17 protein-coding genes are annotated in these 18,455 nt (G+C 57.1%); all 17 read right to left on the bottom strand.

The genetic code is table 11. The annotated features are described in order from the left end of the window. Positions 1 to 14 precede the first annotated feature (14 nt). Positions 15 to 857, bottom strand: coding sequence for a hypothetical protein (locus JZM60_RS02295; RefSeq protein WP_207163925.1), 843 nt, complete (start codon positions 855 to 857; stop codon positions 15 to 17). Further along, entirely contained in the window at positions 854 to 1,696 is an 843-nt protein-coding gene (gene rfbD / locus JZM60_RS02300) for a dTDP-4-dehydrorhamnose reductase (RefSeq protein ID WP_207163926.1), read from the bottom strand. Before rfbD ends, JZM60_RS02295 begins: the two co-directional genes overlap by 4 nt. An 8-nt stretch (positions 1,697 to 1,704) precedes the next feature. Next, positions 1,705 to 2,244 (bottom strand): dTDP-4-dehydrorhamnose 3,5-epimerase, encoded by a 540-nt coding sequence (gene rfbC, locus JZM60_RS02305; RefSeq protein WP_207163927.1) that lies wholly within the window; start codon positions 2,242 to 2,244, stop codon positions 1,705 to 1,707. Continuing rightward, positions 2,241 to 3,464 (bottom strand): class I SAM-dependent methyltransferase, encoded by a 1,224-nt coding sequence (locus tag JZM60_RS02310; protein WP_207163928.1) that lies wholly within the window; start codon positions 3,462 to 3,464, stop codon positions 2,241 to 2,243. The genes rfbC and JZM60_RS02310 overlap by 4 nt, the downstream gene beginning before the upstream one ends. A gap of 55 nt (positions 3,465 to 3,519) precedes the next feature. Continuing rightward, complete coding sequence (rfbG, locus tag JZM60_RS02315; protein ID WP_207163929.1) at positions 3,520 to 4,584, bottom strand: CDP-glucose 4,6-dehydratase; 1,065 nt, start codon at positions 4,582 to 4,584, stop codon at positions 3,520 to 3,522. Positions 4,585 to 4,604: 20 nt separating this feature from the next. Continuing rightward, positions 4,605 to 5,375 carry a glucose-1-phosphate cytidylyltransferase gene (rfbF, locus tag JZM60_RS02320; RefSeq protein ID WP_207163930.1) on the bottom strand — a complete coding sequence of 257 codons (771 nt, stop codon included), beginning with the start codon at positions 5,373 to 5,375 and terminating at the stop codon, positions 4,605 to 4,607. A 25-nt stretch (positions 5,376 to 5,400) separates the two neighbouring features. Then, the gene (locus JZM60_RS02325; protein WP_207163931.1) at positions 5,401 to 6,015 is read right to left on the bottom strand and encodes a winged helix-turn-helix transcriptional regulator; all 615 of its coding nucleotides are present in this window, start codon (positions 6,013 to 6,015) and stop codon (positions 5,401 to 5,403) included. A gap of 68 nt (positions 6,016 to 6,083) precedes the next feature. Further along, positions 6,084 to 7,247 (bottom strand): glycosyltransferase family 4 protein, encoded by a 1,164-nt coding sequence (locus JZM60_RS02330; protein ID WP_207165421.1) that lies wholly within the window; start codon positions 7,245 to 7,247, stop codon positions 6,084 to 6,086. 24 nt (positions 7,248 to 7,271) lie between these two features. Continuing rightward, the gene (locus JZM60_RS02335) at positions 7,272 to 8,249 is read right to left on the bottom strand and encodes a glycosyltransferase family 2 protein (protein WP_207163932.1); all 978 of its coding nucleotides are present in this window, start codon (positions 8,247 to 8,249) and stop codon (positions 7,272 to 7,274) included. Continuing rightward, positions 8,246 to 9,781 carry a tetratricopeptide repeat protein gene (locus JZM60_RS02340; protein ID WP_207163933.1) on the bottom strand — a complete coding sequence of 512 codons (1,536 nt, stop codon included), beginning with the start codon at positions 9,779 to 9,781 and terminating at the stop codon, positions 8,246 to 8,248. The genes JZM60_RS02335 and JZM60_RS02340 overlap by 4 nt, the downstream gene beginning before the upstream one ends. Further along, positions 9,781 to 10,773, bottom strand: a complete 993-nt coding sequence (locus JZM60_RS02345) for a glycosyltransferase (RefSeq protein WP_207163934.1) — start codon at positions 10,771 to 10,773, stop codon at positions 9,781 to 9,783. The genes JZM60_RS02340 and JZM60_RS02345 overlap by 1 nt, the downstream gene beginning before the upstream one ends. A 67-nt stretch (positions 10,774 to 10,840) precedes the next feature. Continuing rightward, complete coding sequence (locus tag JZM60_RS02350) at positions 10,841 to 13,081, bottom strand: hypothetical protein (protein ID WP_241426340.1); 2,241 nt, start codon at positions 13,079 to 13,081, stop codon at positions 10,841 to 10,843. Positions 13,082 to 13,187: 106 nt separating this feature from the next. Then, on the bottom strand, positions 13,188 to 13,886 hold the full coding sequence (locus JZM60_RS02355) for a cytochrome c3 family protein (RefSeq protein WP_207163935.1): 699 nt from the start codon (positions 13,884 to 13,886) through the stop codon (positions 13,188 to 13,190). 372 nt (positions 13,887 to 14,258) lie between these two features. After that, entirely contained in the window at positions 14,259 to 15,353 is a 1,095-nt protein-coding gene (locus JZM60_RS02360) for a 6-bladed beta-propeller (RefSeq protein ID WP_207163936.1), read from the bottom strand. A gap of 30 nt (positions 15,354 to 15,383) precedes the next feature. Continuing rightward, positions 15,384 to 16,376 (bottom strand): cytochrome c3 family protein, encoded by a 993-nt coding sequence (locus tag JZM60_RS02365; RefSeq protein WP_207163937.1) that lies wholly within the window; start codon positions 16,374 to 16,376, stop codon positions 15,384 to 15,386. A gap of 19 nt (positions 16,377 to 16,395) precedes the next feature. After that, positions 16,396 to 17,313: a cytochrome c3 family protein gene (locus JZM60_RS02370; RefSeq protein WP_241426341.1), complete on the bottom strand. Its 918-nt coding sequence runs from the start codon at positions 17,311 to 17,313 to the stop codon at positions 16,396 to 16,398. Between the two features lie 270 nt (positions 17,314 to 17,583). Next, on the bottom strand, positions 17,584 to 18,435 hold the full coding sequence (gene ccsB / locus JZM60_RS02375; protein ID WP_207163939.1) for a c-type cytochrome biogenesis protein CcsB: 852 nt from the start codon (positions 18,433 to 18,435) through the stop codon (positions 17,584 to 17,586). Positions 18,436 to 18,455 lie beyond the last annotated feature (20 nt).

The following is an 18,455-nucleotide window of genomic DNA, read 5'->3' on the forward strand; positions in this document are numbered from 1 at the left end:
ACCCCCCCCCCCCATCACTGGGCAAGCATGCCCCATGCGTGAGATCTCAGAAGAGACTTCTCGCCTTCGCCGGACATCTCATAGTGCCGGGTTCTATTATCGGCCACAAGAAGGTTTTCCTGTTTGCCGAACCGAAACGTCAGGCTCTGTGGCCACTGCTCGGCAGTGAACCCCGCTCCATCCCGCCCCACGACCAACAAGGATAATCCCTTTGACAAAATCCGGCCGCTCAGCCCATCCCTACCGCTCTCGAAGCGATGCGCTGCCATCTTGTCCCTGATCTTCAGGTTGCCAACCGCCTCGATGAACAGATCCCGCCGGATACAGAAAGCGTTCGTCCGCAGATGCGGATTCGGGAACGGAGGGAAAGCGTCCCTGAGCCTCCTGAGTTCCATCCCCCTGAGCACCCGTTTGTGGGGCAACATTGTCTGACGTTCCCGGCAGGAGCTCTCATAGGTGGAAAGCAGGCTTTCCCATGATCCGGTAGCGCCGGCAATCCCCACCCCAGGACCCGCGGCATGCCGATGCAATTTTTCCAGCCAGTCCTCCGCAAGGATTTCACTGAACGAATTGAAAAAACATACATATTGCTGTCGCAACTGCAAGGCGGCTGCCCGATAGGGCTCAATGTCAAAGCCCCGGTCGGCCACGGCAATGGTGCGATGAGGCACCCGGTCCAGCAGCATGGCAATTTCGGGCGGCACCACGCCTCGCCGGAATCCCTTGAGGATAAAGAGGAGTTCGTGGGGAAGCCCGGCAGGATATCTGACGTAAGAATCCAGGAAACGCCTCAGCGGCTCTACTCCGTTACAGGCGCGCACCAGATGAACAACGCCGACCTCGTCCATAACGCTCATGGGGCACCGAGGTACTGCATCAACCCGTCACGCCAGTGGGGCAAGGTGATACCCATCCCTCGGGCCCTGGTATTGGCGAGCACCGAATAGAGCGGCCTGCGCATCTCGCCGCTCATCCCTCCGCGATCAACGGGAGCAACCTCCACCTGCAATCCCGAAAGTTCGTAGATGGCCTTGGTGAATTGGTACCAACTGCATTCGCCCTCATTCACCAAGTGGTAAATTCCCGGCGTCAGCCCTGGGTGAGAAAGGAGCTGCCACACCGCTTTGCTCAAATCATCGGTCGAGGTTGGGGACACGACCTGGTCGCACCCCATTTCGAGCCGAGTGCAGGTTTTCGCATCGGTTAGCCGTTTGTCGACGAAGTTTCCCCCCTTGGATCCGGCCCCCGAGCGGCCGTAGAGGCCACAGGTCCTGATGACGACCGAATGCCGGGGAGCAGCGGCAAGGGCGGCGAACTCTCCCGCTGCCCGTGAAATGCCATACATCTGCAGAGGTTCCGGGCAATCATCCTCACGATACGGCGTGCGCCGCTCGCCGCCGAACACGTAGTCGGTGCTGAAGGTAACGAAAAGAATTCCCATCCGGCCGCAAACGCGCGCCAGGTTTCCCACCGCTACGCAGTTGATCTGAAAGGCGCTGAGCGGCTCCGTTTCGCAGAGAGGCACATTGTGGAACGCCGCCGTGTTGATTACTGCTGCGGGCCTCTGATCGGCAATAATCGTTTCCACCCGTTCATGATTACCGATATCCAACACATCCCGCGAGGGGGCGAAGATGTCATGACCGGGATTGTTCCGGATCAGGTCGCCCCCCAACTGGCCTGTTTTCCCGATCAAAAGTACCCTCACGATACAGCCCTCACAAAATCAGGGTATGACTGGTCTTTTGCCGAAACCACCGGATTTTTCAGGGGCCAGTCGATGCGAAACATGGGGTCGTCCCAACGGACTCCGGCAGCGGACTCCGGGGCAAAAAATTCGTACATCTGGTAGAAAACCTCACTGTCATCCTCCAGCGTCTGGAAACCGTGGGCACAGCCTTCGGGAACATAAAGCGCACGGCGGTTCTCCCCTGTGAGTTCCACAGCCACCCATCGGCAGTAGGTGGAAGATTCCGGCCTCAAATCGATGATGACGTCATAGATCGCGCCGCGGGTGCAGCGCACGAGTTTGGCCTCGGCCTTCGGGGGAAGCTGGAAGTGCATGCCGCGCAGCGTTCCCTTTACTTTGTTGAAGGAGACATTGCATTGAGCCACGGCGGTTTTAAGGCCACGGGCGGCAAACTCATCCCGGCAAAAACTGCGGGCGAAAAAACCGCGTTCGTCGTTTATCTGCTGCAGATCAACGATCCAGACACCTTGTAGCGCGGTCTCGGTAAATATCACTCAATTACCCTCACCGCCGGTATCGGCACGATGAACTTCCCACCCCTCCGCCGGTACTCGGCCTGCTGTTCCAGTATCTCTTCAGCAAAGTTCCAGGCAAGGAGGAGCACGTAATCGGGCATGTCCTGAGCAAGCCTGTCGGGGTGATAGACCGGCAGGTGCGTGCCGGGGGTATAGAGGTTCTGCTTATGGGGGCTTTTATCCACGGTGTATTCCACCAAGTCGGTGGAAATGCCGCAGTAGTTGAGCAGGGTGTTCCCTTTTGCCGGGGCACCGTAAGCCGCGACACGCTTGCCGGACTCCTTCAGGCCGTGCAGGAGCTTGAGCAGGTCATCTTTGAGGGCTGCGGTGCGTTGGGCAAAGGCCACATACGTTTCTTTCCTGTCCAGCCCCCGGGCAATTTCCTCCTCGATCAGCCGTGAAACATTGGGGCTGATATCGTGTGCCCCCTTACGCCCAATGAAATAGATGATCGATCCCCCGTGTATCGCAACCCGCTCCGCGTCGAACAGCTCCATGCCGTACTGCTCGAACAGATTGGACATGGCGCGGACCGAAAGATACGAGTAGTGCTCATGATAGACGGTGTCGAATTCGTTCTTTTCCACAAAGTCGATGAGATAAGGGGCTTCGATGGCCACCACGCCGCCGGGGGCAAGCAGGGTGCTGAGCCCTTCGACAAAGCCGTGAATCTCCGGGACGTGGGCAAAGACATGGCGGCCAAGAATGACATCCGCCGACCCGTGAGACTCCTTGAGTATCCTTGCAGTCTCAGCATGGAAAAAATCGTTGTGGGTCCGGATCCCGGCCTCTACCGCCACTTTGGCAATGTTTCCGGCCGGTTCCACCCCAAGTACATTGACCCCTTCCTGCTTGAAATATTTGAGGACCGTACCGTCATTGCTGGCAATCTCCACAACGAGCGAGTCCTCGGTGAGCGCGAAGCGCTTTTGGAAACTCTGCGCCAGATAGGCTGCATGGCGGTGCACCAGGTCCGAAGTCGATGAAAAATAGATATATTCCTTGAAGAGGGCATCGGGGGGAACGGCATAGCCGATCTGCACCAGACCACACGCTTCGCAGAAATAGACATCGAGAGGATACGCGGGCTCCTTCACCGAAGCCAGTTCATCGGCGGTGAGAAAACTGTTGGCCAGCGCCATGGTTCCCAATTCAAGAAACTTGAAAATATCTTTCTGCCTGCAAAATCTGCAATCCATATAAACCTCACAATATAATCAGCCCCCGCCGAGCGATCGGCACTCCTGCCGGGCTTTATTCGTATGCTTCGATCTGTGCGAGGCAGGCTCTTCTGAGGTCGCCACCGTCGCGATACGTCTTGGTCCATGAAACAATGCTCTCAAGGGCAGAATCGAGACTCCACCGGGGTCTCCAGCCCAGCTCCGCGCCGGCCTTGGAACAGTCGAGTTTCAGGTAATGGGCCTCATGGGGGTGGTCCCCCTTGTCGATCCCATAGGAAGCATCATCCCCCCAAAGTGTGCAAATACGCCTGACCAGCCACTCAACCGGACGGGCATCCTTCTCTTCAGGACCGAAGTTCCACCCTTCGCCGTACCTGGCCCCCTCCTCGTACAACCGCTGCGCCAGCAACAGGTACCCGGAAAGGGGTTCCAGCACATGCTGCCACGGGCGGATGGCGTGGGGGTTGCGAATCCTGACCGGTTCTCCCGCAAGGATTGCGCGGATGACGTCGGGAATCAGCCGGTCAGTGGCCCAATCGCCGCCGCCGATGACGTTGCCGGCCCGGGCAGAAGCAAGCGCGACCCCATGTTTGCCATAATCCCCGGGATTGAAATAGGATGAGCGATAGGCTGCCGTCACCAGCTCAGAGCATGCCTTGCTGTTTGAATAGGGATCATAGCCGCCAAACGGCTCGTTCTCGCGATATCCCCATACCCATTCACGGTTTTCGTAGACCTTGTCGGTAGTGACGTTGACCACCGCCCTCACGCTCGGGCAGCAGCGAACAGCTTCCAGCAGGTGAACCGTCCCCATGACGTTGACGGCATAGGTATCCACCGGAATCTTGTAAGAATCCCGCACCAGCGGCTGCGCCGCCATGTGGATGACGATCTCCGGGGCGGCCTTCGCCATTTCCGTCTTGAGCCGGTCAAGGTCCCTCACGTCGGCCACGGACGAATCGACCAACTCCCCAACTCGCGCCAATTCGAAGAGGCTCGGTTCGGTGGGGGGGGCCAAGGCATAGCCGGAAATCTCCGCCCCGAGAGTATGGAGCCACAGGCAGAGCCAACTCCCCTTGAAGCCGGTATGACCCGTCACGAAAACCCGCTTGCCTTGCCAGAAAGAATTCTCCGTCACTCTTCACCTCTCATGATACTTCACCACACCTTCCACGGTGCCTGTCCGCCATTCCAGAGAGCCTCCAGGTGCTGCTTATCCCGCAGGGTGTCCATCGGCTGCCAGAACCCGCCATGCCTGTAAGCCATCAACTGACCGTCACTGGCAAGCCCTTCCAGCGGTTCTTTCTCGAAGACCGTCCCGTCACCGGCAATGCGATCGATGACCGCCGGTTCCAGGACGAAAAAACCGCCGTTGATCCAGGAACCATCGCCAGCAGGTTTTTCCTGGAAGGAATATATCGTGCCGTCCTCTCCCATGTTCAGTGCCCCGAAGCGGCCTGACGGCTGAGTCGAGGTCACCGTTGCCGGCTTGCCATGGCTCCGGTGATATCGAACCAGATCGCCGATGTCGACATTGGCCACGCCATCGCCATAGGTAAGCATGAAGGTCTCATTTTCCAGGTATGGCACAACCCGCTTGAGACGTCCGCCAGTCATGGAGTCCATGCCGGTATCCACCAGGGTCACCTTCCACGGTTCCGCATGCTGCTGGTGCACTTCCATGGAATTGTTCCGCATGTCGAAGGTGACATCGCTCATATGCAGGAAGTAGTTGGAAAAATACTCCTTGATCATGTACCCCTTGAAACCGAGGCAGATGACAAAATCGTTGAAGCCATAATGGGAATAGATCTTCATGATGTGCCAGAGAATCGGCCTGCCGCCGATCTCCACCATCGGTTTCGGCCGCACCACTGTTTCTTCGCTGAGGCGTGTCCCTAATCCGCCGGCAAGAATAACAACTTTCATTCAACCTCCCTGGTACAACGGCTTATCAATTTTGTACCCCTTCACCGGCAACGCGGATGCTGCGCTTCTGCACGCCGGCCCGTTCCAACAGCCCCCGAAGGTGCTCCTTCCGCTTAAGCGAAGAAATAACAATAACATCGGAAACAGACTCAACTCCCTGGGCAAGAGCCGCTACCGGCATGCCGAAAAACCTTTCACCGGCTGCATCCTCATCCAGAACCGCGACCAGTTCCAGCCCCACCTCCTGAAGGGAGAGATAGGCGATCTCCGCCACCTCATCGACACCGCAGAAAACCACCTGCGTCACCCCCTCCGACTTGAGGGACTGGAACAGCGTCAGGTAATCCTGCCGGGCAACGGTATAGAGATTGGTGAAATAGCTCAGGTGCTGGTAGGCGAGCCGGCTTTTTTCGGCAAGCCCCGTGGGCGTGAGGAGGTAGGCGTAGCGATTGCGGGGAAAGTTCTTCACCCGCACGTACCCCTTGGCCACAAGGTTCTTCAGGTAGGAATTCACCAGCCCCACCGCAATGCCGAGCCTGCGGGAGAGTTCTCGCTGGGAAAGGGGCTCCTCACCGGCAATTTCCGAGAGAAGCTGGAAGGAACGGTAGGAATCCAGAGACTTTTCGACATCATCGTTCATAAAATGAACACTACCGAAAACAATGCGAAATGGCAACATTTATGTTCATATTATGAACGCTCTTGATTTCAGCGTGAACCTGCCGGGTTGGCAAGACGCCGGTAGATACCGGACAACTCCCCCCCACGGGCCCGCCACGAATGTTCCTTCTCGGCGCGGTCGCGAGCCTGTTGGCCGAGCCGGTCCCTTCCCGCACCATCGGCGGCAAGGGCTTCGATCCTGTCGGCCAGGTCGGCGGCATCGCCAAACCGCGCGTAAACCCCGGCATCACCGAGTATCTCCCGGTTTATGGGGGTGTCGAACACCACGGTGGGGAGCCCGCAGGCCATGTAGTTGAAGAGCTTGCCGTTGGCCTCGGTAAGGGAAATCTTCGGCGACACGGCCATATCCCCCGCCGAGAGGTAGGCGGACGCCTTGCCGTAGTCGATGCGGCCGGTGAAGGTGACCATATCTTCCACCCCCAGCTCCCGCGCCCTCTCCCGGTAGCCCCCATCAGGGAATCCCATGACCAGGAACCGGACCGGGCTCCCCTTCGCCTTGAGGATCACCATGGAGGAAAGGAGAAGATCGATCCCCTGGTAGCGGTTCAGGACCCCCAGAAAGACCACCAGCGGCACCTGGGGCGCGATACCGAGCCTGCGGCGAACCTCGTCCCGGGGATAGGGGCGAAACACCGCCGTATCCACCCCGTCCATGAGGGCGGTCACCTTGCGGGCCGGGACGCCCCATCGCCCCACGAGGTCGTCCCTCCCGGCGCCGGAACTGGTGATGATGGCATCCGCGTTGCGGTTGATCCACCCCTCCATCAGGGCGAAGACGCGGTAGAGAAGCGATCCTTCCCGGGCAAAGCCGTGGTCGGCCAACTCCCCCGTGAGGCTCCCCTGGCAGTCGAAGAGAAGCGGGATACCCAGGATTTTCTTCAGAAAGACGCCGAAGAAGGCCCCTTCATGCAAATGGGCATGAATCAGGTCGGGACGCATCCGGCGGGCGGCGCGCAGGGCAGTGAAGAAGAGAAGGATGTCAAGGTAGGGCTTGTGCCAGGAGGGTCCGGCCGAGAGTTTCCGGTACCAGGGGACGCTGACGGTGCGGTCCGTGGCGATGCCGGGCATGTCGCGCCCCAGGTGGTAGGTGGCAATCCGGACCTCGTGTCCGCAGGCCATGAGCGCCCTGGCCTCCTCGTAAATCCTGACGTGGCACCCGCGGTCGGAGAAAAACGGCGTGGGAGCCACCATGAGAATCTTCACGGCCGTGCCCCTCTACCCTTCACCCAGGTTGATCTTCTCCCTGACCACGTAAATGGGTTTTCCCTGGGACTCGTGGTAGGTCCGGGCGTTCACCTCGCCCAGAAGCCCCAGGGCGATGAACTGGACTCCGCCGAAGAGGAGGAACGCCGTGAGGATCAGGAGCGGGTTGCGGTTCATGCTCATCCCCTCGAAGAGCTTCATCCAGAGGGTGAGGCTGCCGGTGGCGAATCCGGCGAGGATGGTGTAGATCCCCCATTTGCCGAAAAGCTGAATCGGCTTGGTGGAGTAGGAGAGGAGAAACTTCACCGTCATGAGGTCGAGGACCACCCGCGTGGTGCGGGAGATGCCGTACTTGCTGGTGCCGTGGAGCCGTGGGTGGTGCCGCACCGGCAGCTCCGCCACCCGTGCCCCCACCTGGGAGGCCAGGGCCGGCACGAAACGGTGCATCTCGCCATAGAGGTTCACCCCGTCGAGCACCTCGCGGCGGTAGGCCTTGAGGGTGCAGCCGTAGTCGTGAAGGTGGACCCCGGTCATGCGCGAGATGAGGCCGTTGGCGATAATGGAGGGGAGCCGGCGGTTGATGAAGGTGTCCTGGCGGTCCTTGCGCCAGCCGGAAACCACGTCGTACCCCTCGTCGATCTTCGCCAGGAGCATGGGAATATCGGCCGGGTCGTTCTGGAGATCGCCATCCATGGGAACAACCACCCTTCCCCTGGCCACTCCGAAACCGGCGGCCATGGCCGCGGTCTGGCCGAAGTTGCGGCGGAAGCGGATCACCTTCACCCGTTGGTCCTTCTCCGCAAGCTGCTTCAGCAACATGAAAGAACCATCGCTGGAGCCGTCATCCACCAGGATCAGCTCATAGTCGATCCCCGTACCGGCCAGGGCCGCGGTAACCCGATCGTAAAGCGGGGGGACGTTCTCCTCTTCGTTGTAGATGGGAACTACGATGCTGAGCCCCGTCGGCGAATTTTCCGCATTCCCCCTCACCGGCCACCGCCTTCCCCGGAGCTCCCCATCCTCTTCCGGTAAATCTCCACCAATCTCAACCGCTCACGCAGGAACGGGATTTTGCCACGCGCTTCCAAAACCAGATCCGGATACTCCACCGCTCCCACCTCTGTAAAGAATTCATAGTTATGGAGGGCCTCGGCGAGATCCCCCCTGGCTTCCTCTATCCGGGCCAGCACCAGATAAGCCTTGGTATTGAACCGGTTCAGTCGCAACGCCTCCCGCACATAAGTCCGGGCCGTTTCGTAATCACCCTTCAGGTAATAGCTGTAGGCGGCCGACTCCATAACCCAGCTGGAATCAGGGTTCACCTTGGCTGCATGCCGCCAGAGGGTGTGCTCATCGCGCCAATACCCGTTTTGTACCACGGTGAGCCCCGCAAACACAACCAGTACCAGCCCGGTTCCGGCCATGACCACGCGCTTCGGCCACCGCTGCAGCAGCACGGCCAGGACAAGGGCAATGCCGGGGAGGCAGAGATACATGTAGCGATCAGCCGCAAGATAGGCAACTGGAAGGAGATTGGAAATCGGAAGCCATAAAGTGAGAAACCACCCGATACCGAGGGATACAAGGGGGAGCTTCTTGCGGATAGATACTGCCAGGGCTACCGCCCCTCCCAATAAAGAGAGCGACAGCAATGCCCACGGCTGCCAGAAGCTTTCAGAAAGATTGAAATGATACTCGGGGGCGAGCCCCACAGGCAGGACAATCTTGTACAGATAGAACCCGAAGGCCTTCATTGCACCCATGAATAGGGGTATGTAGCTCTGGGAGGCTTCGAAGCTGTTCTTGGAATAGACCGTCAGCAGCTGCTCTGCAGCGAAGATCCACCGGAAGCGATAGAGGAGAAACGCACCCACCAGGAGGCAGACCGCCGAGGTAAGCAAGGGCTTGCGCCACAGAACCCTCCTCCCGCGCTCGACCATGAGCCATTCGTAGAGAAGCGCCACCAGGGGGAGCGTCACCGCCGTCTCATTGGACAGGAGCGCGCCGCCATAGGCGGCAACGGAGCTCCCCCACAGCAGAAGACGCCTCATCCCCTGGGCGGAGAAACTCCGCAGATAGCAGAGAATTGCGGCAAGGGAGAAAAAGAGCGCCAGCAACTCCTTACGATGGGAGATGTTGGCAAGGGACTCGGACTGGAGGGGGTGAACCATGAAAAAAAGCGCGCCTATAAGGGCAAAGGGGAGCTCGACCCCAAGGGCGTTGAAAACAAGAACCAGCAGGAAGCCGTTAACCCCATGCCAGGCCAGCTGCTGTATGCGGTAGCCGGCCGGATTGTCTCCGAACAGGATGTGCTCGGGGATGTAGGTCAACTCCCTCATGGGGCGGCCGTGGCGGGTATTCTCCAGGAAACCGGCAAGGGAATGAGCATCGGGGTTTTGCAGGACTACCGGCAGATCATCATAAGTCCATTGGTTGAAAAAGGTGTTACCGAATACCGTGAACGAAACCAGCAGCAGGAACAGCAACAAGATGCCTTTACGGGACAGATTGAACTCTTGCATTACCGGTCCTCCCGGAAGCGATCTCCCCAGGGGGCGTTAAGCGCTTTCGCACAGCGGAGAGTAACATCGACAGCAAGACCTCCATTGCGTACAAAACGTGGAGACAGGATGCCTTGCACAAAACCTGCGCCATAGCAGATGTGAAGTGCCGGGTACAGGATTATGAGCCAAGGGACGGCAGGAAGGAGTCGCTGCTTCGCCCCCCCCGCCAGCGATGATGCAAGCACCGCAAGGCCGTAAACACAAAGCGGCAGCAGCGCCATGCCGGAGTGCGATACCGCAAGCGCCAGAAGATAGACCAGAAACAGGGACGGGAGGAAATCGATTGCCGAGCGGACCCCGGCAATTCTGGTCTGCTCCCCGCGGCCGCGGCCATAGCCGAGAAACTGGCGGCAGAACGCTCCCAGCCCCGGACGCTGGCTTCTGTGCACCGCAAGATCCGGATCATGAATGAGGCGGAATCCTTTTCGGGAAACGCGATCCAGCAGCTCATTTTCCTCGTTGGGATAAAGCCGCTCGTCAAGCCCTCCCATGGCAAGGAATATTTCCTTGCGCACTGCCATATTGCAGAGAATCAGCTCCCGCTCACTCGTGGGGCGCGCCACACCGGTCTTGCGGTAACGGTTTCGCGCCCCTCCCCCTCCCAGGAGGGAGGACAAGGCAATCCCGGCTGAACGTTGGAAAATAGTATCGGTTTCCGGGGTGAGGGATGGCCCCCCAACGACTGACACCGCCGGCTCCGAAAAATGCCGGGCAGCGCGGCGCAGGAAACCGGGTTCCGTCAGCGAGTCATCATCCAGGAAGTAAAGCACCTCGCCTTTGGCCTCTGCTGCGGCCAGGTTGCGCTGGCGGCTCGGCCTCCGCCCTTCGGCCACCAGGACTTCGAAGCGCTCAGGGGGGTAGTCCACACTCTTCCGGAGCCGATCGAGCGCACGCACCTCACCTGCGGGTTTTACGGGAATGATGATAGTAAAGGTAAGAGAATCGTCCATGATGATAAAAGAAAAAACCGGGATTAACCCGGTCTCCACATACGCTAGGCAGGAATAGGCGACTCGGTCAGAACAGCTTCTTCACGTTGGCTGCAATTCTCTTCTCGATCTGCTTGTCATCATCATTGCGACGCCCGTAGGAATATTCCAGATTTGCCTGGAACTTGCGGAAATTGACTCCGATCACGCCGGTGTAAAGCTGTTCGGTGATCCCTGCGGGGTCCAGAAGCGAGAAACGGGCATCCCCCCCAATATACAGACTGCGCAGGGGGAAATAACGGGTTCCAAGGGTTAAGCGACGCGCAGTGTTGACCACGCCGCTGCTGTTTTTGGTGCGATTATAGGTGAACTCCTCATAAAGTTCCATCAGTTTCCTGCCGGCTCCGGCCCGCTGATAGAAGGAATAGCCCAGGCGCTCCTTAAGGTCGATGAACTCGCTTGTCGTGTGCTTATCCACATCCCCAACGCTATAGGTATAAGTAAGCAGGCCATCCAGATAGCGATTAGGCCGGTAATCGACCGTGCCATAGCTCTCGACGTAGTCAAGGGACTCTCCGTCCAACATCCTTATGTTATAACTGTTCCGCACCCGTGCCTGGAATGCGGACACGCTGTAGTCAATAGTATTGCGGAGCGTGGTGAGGTAGTCGGTATCTCCACCGGACTGTGCAAGGATATCCTCGCTCACGGAGAAACCGATGGACATGCGGGGCAATGGAGCCCAAGAGGTATTCACCGTCGTGACGGAGCGGATATATTCATTAATGTCATTGTTGCGGCGCTGGAACGACGAAACCGATCCTGAAACAAGGGCATCCCCCCCGTTGAAGCCGCTGTTTACGGTAATGGCGGAGTTGCTGAAGTTCCCGGGGTTTTTGCCGCTGGCGGCAGACAGGTCCTCGGTCACATCGATCCTGAACGTTGGAGATGCTGTATAGGCAACGCGTCCATTCAGGTTCTGGTTCAAATACCCCCCGCCGGAATCATTGAGGGAATCAAAATACTTGACCGTATAACTTCCTGCCACGCTGTAGTCACGGGAGAACCGTGCAGTGCTCGCGGTTTCCACCCCCCCCTCAAGAGACATGAGCTTCGAACCATAGGTGTTGTTCGTTTCTCCCTTGGCGATAACCGCAAGGGTAAACGGCGAACGCCTCAGCATGTCGGCACGGAGGGAAGCGCTGTAGTTGGAATTGTTCACCACATTGCCGTCAGGCTCTCTTATCCTCTGTTCGTTGGAATAGAGATTTCCCATCCACTCAATACCGGAGCCAATGACCCCCCTGCCATAAACGGGTATGGTCCGCTCAAGGGTAATCCCCCCCCTGTCCAGCAGGCGCGAAAAACTGGAAAAGGTGCGCGCATCCCAGTTCCTGCGACTGGCAATGGCAAAGAGGTTCACCTCATAGGATTCAAAGGCATTGACCGACGTATTAGTGTCGTGCTTGGTGAATAGCCCGTCAGCCGAGATCTTCAGCCAGTTGGTAAGATCGATCCAGCGCCTCGTCAGCGCCTGGTCAACGGTGCCGAGCTGTATCTGAGTCTCCTCATAGGACTGGTCAGGATTGATCCTATCGGAATAGTCGGTGGTGCGGTAATGGAACCAGTTATCGCGCTTGTTAAGGCTCACGAAGGCCAGGCGGCGCATCCGCGTATCGGTGGGAGTAAGTGATTTCTTGTCATTGACGATATCGTCCCGGTAATCGATCATTACCAGGGGGATATGCCGAAAAATGGCGTTGTAGCCGTTGGTAAGGCCGCTTTTAACCCCCAGGAGGAGCGTTGCGCCACTGGTTATGCGGGTGCCGTCACTGAGGTCGGAAACGAGTTGCGAATCGATGATATTTCTTCCGCTCAGAGCGGTGTAGTCGTGATAGAGATTTACCCGGTTCAGGTCGTAGCTGTATGCCCTCAGCTTGAGGGGCAATTCCTTGGGGTCCAGGAATACTTCGCCCCGGTACAGAAGATGCCCTGCCCTGACGGAGCGGCTGTCATCGGCCAGCACCCCGGCCTGGGCACCGGTAAACTTTACATCGGTATCGAAGGAACCCCACTCATAACCAAGAGCGACATTGTAGTTTCCGACCCTTCCCCGGTAGATATCGCCCGCAGTCTGGTACATCAATGAATAGCGATGGTAGAACGAGCTCCCCTCGACAGCCTTCTCCCCGTTCACTTCGGCGTCATAGCGCGTATACCCCAGCTCGGCCTCGCCCGATATCTGCGCATGGGCCGAAGGCGCCCCGAGCGCTGCCGCGCAGATGAGCAAGAGTGCCGGAAGGCCTATGTGAAAGAAGCTACGCATCATAGGATAATGGCCATAGAATCGGAGGGCATCGTGTCTAGAGCCCGGTCAGAGGGTAAAAGGCAAAAAAAGGGTGGACCGGGGGTCCACCCTCCATTCAGATAACGCTTTATTTCTTATGGCAACCGAGGCAGAGCTTGCTGCCTGCCATGGTGGTACGGAGGAACGGAGCATTAGTATTATCGTGGACGGCATGGCAGCTGCCGCACTCGAGGGTTGTATCGCCGCGCCCCGACTTAAAGAGCGGGAGACCCTTGCTTACATCGGCCGTTTTCATGGTCGGCGGGTTAGTGGCAGTGTCAAGTGAACCGAGGTTCCCGTCTGCGGAAATATCTGCCGCCGTAACCAGGAAGTTAACCGGGTGATCATCCTGCAGGTCCGTAGTCAGGTTGGCATCGCCACTGATTACCGAGCCGGAAGCATCCATGGTAATTGGGGTACCATTCGGATCGTTGTGTACGGCAGAACCCAGGCCGGTGGCGCCATCATGGCAGCTCATGCAGAACAGCGAGATGGAGTCTGCGGTAAATCCGCTCTTTACCGGCTTATTGTTCATGCTGCTCGACGAATAAAGGGTAAAGTTGCTTGCCGTCGGGTTTGTGCGGTTCCACAGGGGAATATTCTGAACCGCGTTGTGTGGGGTGTGACAGAATACACAAATCTGGTCGGTGTTTGTTGCCTGGTACGTTACGCCTGTTGCATCTTTGCTCAAGTCATGCTTCGAGTTCTTGATGGAGAGTGCCGAGGCCGTTCCAACGGCCGCCATAAGCATCACCACTGCCAATCCTATTCTTGCCTCACTTCTCATCGTCTTCTCCTTTCCCTTATGGGGTGCTATGTTTCTAATTATCCAAACAAATCTATACTTAGTTCCGCCTAAGATACTGCAAACAGCACGCCAACTATAACAACAACGCATTAACACAAATAAAAACAACGGACTTCTGCATACTTCCCAACAAAACATCTCGCGAAGCCCTTGGCCAAATGCCAAGCAGACGAATATTTCCACAGCGAGAGGGTACGCGATTTAGCGTGACATCCTTTTGACTCTCGCCCGAACGTCCGGTTTTATGGCAAAAATTGTCCAAGCACAAATTTAGCAACCGGTGAGATAACCACAAAAAAACCCCCGGCAACGGTAATGCCGGGGGTTCAAAGCAACATAAATTGTCAGCCGCTACTTCACGACACCGCCCTGAACACCAGAAATCGGGTTGCGGCTAAGGAAAGCATCGGAAATGTACTGAAAAACCTGAAAACGACGGTTAAGCTGGTCAACCACGTAAACCACATCCTTATCGTCGATGCAGATCCCCTGGGGTATGACAAAGCCGCCGGGTGCCTGCTTGCCGGTTGTTATGGAAGAATAAAGACCTCCTACGGTGAGAAGATATTCACCATTGGTCCCGAATATAATCAGCTTATGCCCCTTTCCCTCAGTGACGTAGATGTGATCTTCAGAATCGACAGCCACCCCCTTGATTATCTGGAAATCAGCGGGCCCATCTCCCCGTTGACCGAATTTGCGCAAGAATTTCCCATCATTGTCAAAAATCTGAATGCGGGCATTCATGGCGTCGGCCACAATGATCTCTCCCTGATGGTTAAGGGTAACTGCCACGGGAAAGTTGAACGTACCGTCTTCCGCTCCCCGCTTGCCGATGGTCGTAATCAGATTCCCCTGCATATCGAGGATGACTATTTGATGCCCACGGGTATCAACAACCAGTATTCGTTGACGTTTTTCGTCAAGAGTGATGCCACCGACACGCTGCACGTTGGTTTTTGTGTCGATAAAACGGTTGATTGCCCCATTACTGTCAAAAACCAGGATCCGGTTCCTGTCCGCATCTGATACATAGATATTTCCCTGGGAGTCGCCGTCAACTGAAACCGGAATGGAAAACTGGCTTAATGAACTATCCCCCCCCAGAAACCCTACCCGGCGTTCATTCATGTTGAACACCACGACACCACGGAGCCCCGGATCCGCAACGTAGACCATTCCCTTGCCGTCGGAATAGATATCAACGGGTTTCATAAGGCCCATTACGTCCTCACCACCCGCAACCTTCTCTAAAAACGCGGCAAAACCTTCCTTCGGGAAGTCGTTTTCGCTGCTGTATGCCCCAATCCATTCGAGACGTGGGCGCTCAGGGAGCGGCGGCCAGAAATAGCGCTGCTGCTGCACCTGCTGTCCGGCACAACCGGCGAAAAGCGCTGCCAGGGCCGTTAAAATAATAAGCCTGCTGATGATGCGAATTGCTTTCATATTTTCTCCTCGCTCCATGAGAATGGAATGTTATTTATTATGACACATCTGGCAGAGCAGCAAGCGGTCGTCGGCATTATTGACAAAGAAATACCGCACGTCGCTTGAATGGGGGTTGTGGCACGAAATGCACGACATCTCACGGCCGGTCTTGGGGGCCGACGGGTCCTTTACGCCGCTGACCGGGTGACCAGCGCCAGTCGTAGTGCGCACCACGTGGGGAGTCTTTTTGATGGACTCGTGACATGACAGGCAGAGCTCGTTGATGGGAGCCTTGAGCTGGGCGTAGTTGGCGCTGCCGTGGGAATCGTGGCAGACCTCGCACATCCCGCCGGCAATCGGGCCATGGATATATTTACGCTTCGCAAACTCGGCAGACTTGTCGCTATGGCACTCGTTGCAGAGGGCTGCCTCCCGCTTGGTAACCGCATACCGCTGCGCCGCCTTATCATTATGGCAATAGCCGCAGGAATAGGTGCCGGCCGGGCCATGGACGAATTTAACGTCAAGTATCTTCCGATGGCAGCCGATGCAGGGGTTTTCTTTATTAAGAGTACTCAGGGCCTGGTCTGATGAAGGAGTCATCTCGTGGCAACCCACACAGCGGGCCTCCAACTCCGGCAAGTGAAACGGATACGGCTTGAATTCCGGCGGGATGGATGACCGTTCCGCATTGGGCGCAAAGTACACCAAAGCCTGAACGGTCTCAGCCCGGCTGTTGCCGATAAATGTTTCCACCGTCACCTCATTGCGCCCCCGGTCCCACACCGGCTGCACGATGAGAATATCCTGGAAAGCGCGCCGGTACTCCGGCGAGCCGACCACAAGAAGGTCGCTGACAACACCGTTCACCCCGATTTTCACACCGGTAACCTCGGTGCTGTTCAACTTCAAAATCAGGTGCTTTGAGTTTGCAACCCAGGTATTGGGTCCGGGGTAGATGAAAGTAACCGCCCCGAATGCCGTAGCTGCCGAGGCAAGCAACATTGCCGCCGCTATTCCGATTATTCCCCTGCGGGACATGGTTCCTCCATCACATCACCTACGGATTTATAAGAGCCCGGAGCCGGTCGTAGGACTTGGGCTTGTGGCATCCCGCCACGCAAGTGCCTCCGGTATCGGTCTTAGTGTAGCGGATAGGTATCTCCCAGCTTCCGAAGCCGGGAATCCGCTCCTTGATGAGCCGCTGCTGCCTTGCCGCGTGGGCATCGTGGCAGGTCTGGCATGAGCGCCCCTTGTCGGGCTTGTTGATGTGGAGCTGATGCAGGTTGCGGTCGCCGTTGCGAAACCCGGTCAGAGTGTCGGTGCGCTTATCCTCGGCAAGATCCTTTGTGTGGCACTCGAAACAGAGAGCAAAGTTCTCCTGGGCATAGGGGAGGTAAAACTTTTCCGGAAACGCATCTTTCAGAATTTTGCCGAACTGCGAGCCGTGGGGTGCATGGCAGGCGGTACAATCGCCTGCGGCTACCGGACCGTGAATTGACACACCTTCAGTCATTTTTTTGTCATGACAGAGAAAACAGAGCCCCGCACCACTCTCCCTGAGGAGCGCAGGGTTGTCCGACTGGTGGGGGTCATGGCATTTCAGGCAGGAGCCTTCCGCAACCGGCGCATGTCCATGTTTTGCCTTAAACTGCTCCTCACCGTGGCACCCGAAACAAAGCGAGGCTCCATAGGCTTTGAGCTGCATGCGGTAAGGAGATTGATGCACATCATGGCAATCCAGGCACGCCCCCTTGGCCACAGGGGGATGAACCACCTTCTTGCTTGCCTTGCTTTCGTGACAGACATCGCACAGCTTGGCCCCCTCGCCAATCAGGCGGAAAGCCCCGGGCTGCTTCGGATGCTCCAGGCCGGTGGGATTATGGCACGCGATACAGTCGTCGGAGCCCACGGGGCCATGCACGAACATTTCCCGGACCTTGCTCTTGTGACAGCGGGTATTGCAACCGTCCGGCACTCCGGGCAACGAAGATGCACCGGCGAAGCCGCATGCCAGCAGAAGCCAAATGGCGGTTGTACTTACGGAAAGTAAAAGAGAAGATGCTGTCATAGGACCGTCAGCCCGGCTCCGATAAGTAATTTCGTGGATAGACTAGTGAAATTATCGCAGAATTGCAATCCACGCTTCCCATTTAATGCAAAATAACTGCCGTCATGGTGCCGGGCATAAAAAACCCGGCCTGCGCAGTATCGCGGGCCGGGCTTAAGGAATATCCAACCGGGAATATTACCCCCCTCCGTAACTGTGAAGACCGGAGAGCAGGAGGTTAACCCCCAGGTAGCAGAAAATAGTCGCGGCAAAGCCCACAATGGACAGAACCGCAGCCTTCTTGCCGACCCACCCGCGGGTAAAGCGCGCATGGAGAAACGCAGCGTAAATGAACCAGACAATGAGGGACCAGGTCTCCTTCGGGTCCCAGCTCCAGTAGGTGCCCCAGGCATAGTTGGCCCAGGCGGCACCGGTTATGATGCCCAGTGTAAGGAGCGGGAAACCGATAATAATCGCCTTGTAGTTCAAATCGTCAAGAATTTTGATCGAAGGGAACATGGCGATTATCCCGCCGGTCTGGGCTCCCCCTGACGGCTCATCCTTGCCCGCCTTGATCAGGTACATGATGGAGATACCGCAGGCCACAGCGAATGCAGCGTAGCCCAGGAAGCAGGTAATAACATGATAGAGAAGCCAGTTGCTCTGGAGCGCCGGCACCAGCGGCTGGATGCCGCTGTCCATCCCCAGCTGCGCCCAGGCCATTCCCAGAAGTGCAAAGGGAACCACGAAAGCCCCGACAACCCGGTACTTGTACTTAAGGTCGATGGCACCGAAGATGAGAATAATGGTCCAGGAGAAGAAGACCACCGACTCATAGAGGTTTGACAGGGGGGCATGGCCCATCCCGATATCATAGGATTCTTTCCACCGGAGAATAATCGCGGCCGTATGGACGACAAATCCGAAATACGCCACAAGACTTCCGGTAAATCCCACCTGTTTGCTCTTCACAGCCAGAAACGTGAAGAAAACAAGCATTGAAATCAAGTATGAAAAAGTAGCGATATTGAACAGCATTGAACTGGTCATTTAATAGATCCTCCGCCCCG

The organism is Geobacter benzoatilyticus (assembly GCF_017338855.1).
In the GTDB taxonomy this organism is placed as follows: domain Bacteria; phylum Desulfobacterota; class Desulfuromonadia; order Geobacterales; family Geobacteraceae; genus Geobacter; species Geobacter benzoatilyticus.

Bases quoted from the DNA above. Each gene is read 5' to 3' on its own strand.
- JZM60_RS02295 (WP_207163925.1), bottom strand. From the start codon at position 857: ATGAGCGTTATGGACGAGGTCGGCGTTGTTCATCTGGTGCGCGCCTGT.
- JZM60_RS02310 (WP_207163928.1), bottom strand. From the start codon at position 3,464: ATGGATTGCAGATTTTGCAGGCAGAAAGATATTTTCAAGTTTCTTGAA.
- rfbF (WP_207163930.1), bottom strand. From the start codon at position 5,375: ATGAAAGTTGTTATTCTTGCCGGCGGATTAGGGACACGCCTCAGCGAA.
- JZM60_RS02325 (WP_207163931.1), bottom strand. From the start codon at position 6,015: ATGAACGATGATGTCGAAAAGTCTCTGGATTCCTACCGTTCCTTCCAG.
- JZM60_RS02330 (WP_207165421.1), bottom strand. From the start codon at position 7,247: ATGGTGGCTCCCACGCCGTTTTTCTCCGACCGCGGGTGCCACGTCAGG.
- JZM60_RS02340 (WP_207163933.1), bottom strand. From the start codon at position 9,781: ATGCAAGAGTTCAATCTGTCCCGTAAAGGCATCTTGTTGCTGTTCCTG.
- JZM60_RS02345 (WP_207163934.1), bottom strand. From the start codon at position 10,773: ATGGACGATTCTCTTACCTTTACTATCATCATTCCCGTAAAACCCGCA.
- JZM60_RS02350 (WP_241426340.1), bottom strand. From the start codon at position 13,081: ATGATGCGTAGCTTCTTTCACATAGGCCTTCCGGCACTCTTGCTCATC.
- JZM60_RS02355 (WP_207163935.1), bottom strand. From the start codon at position 13,886: ATGAGAAGTGAGGCAAGAATAGGATTGGCAGTGGTGATGCTTATGGCG.
- JZM60_RS02360 (WP_207163936.1), bottom strand. From the start codon at position 15,353: ATGAAAGCAATTCGCATCATCAGCAGGCTTATTATTTTAACGGCCCTG.
- JZM60_RS02365 (WP_207163937.1), bottom strand. From the start codon at position 16,376: ATGTCCCGCAGGGGAATAATCGGAATAGCGGCGGCAATGTTGCTTGCC.
- ccsB (WP_207163939.1), bottom strand. From the start codon at position 18,435: ATGACCAGTTCAATGCTGTTCAATATCGCTACTTTTTCATACTTGATT.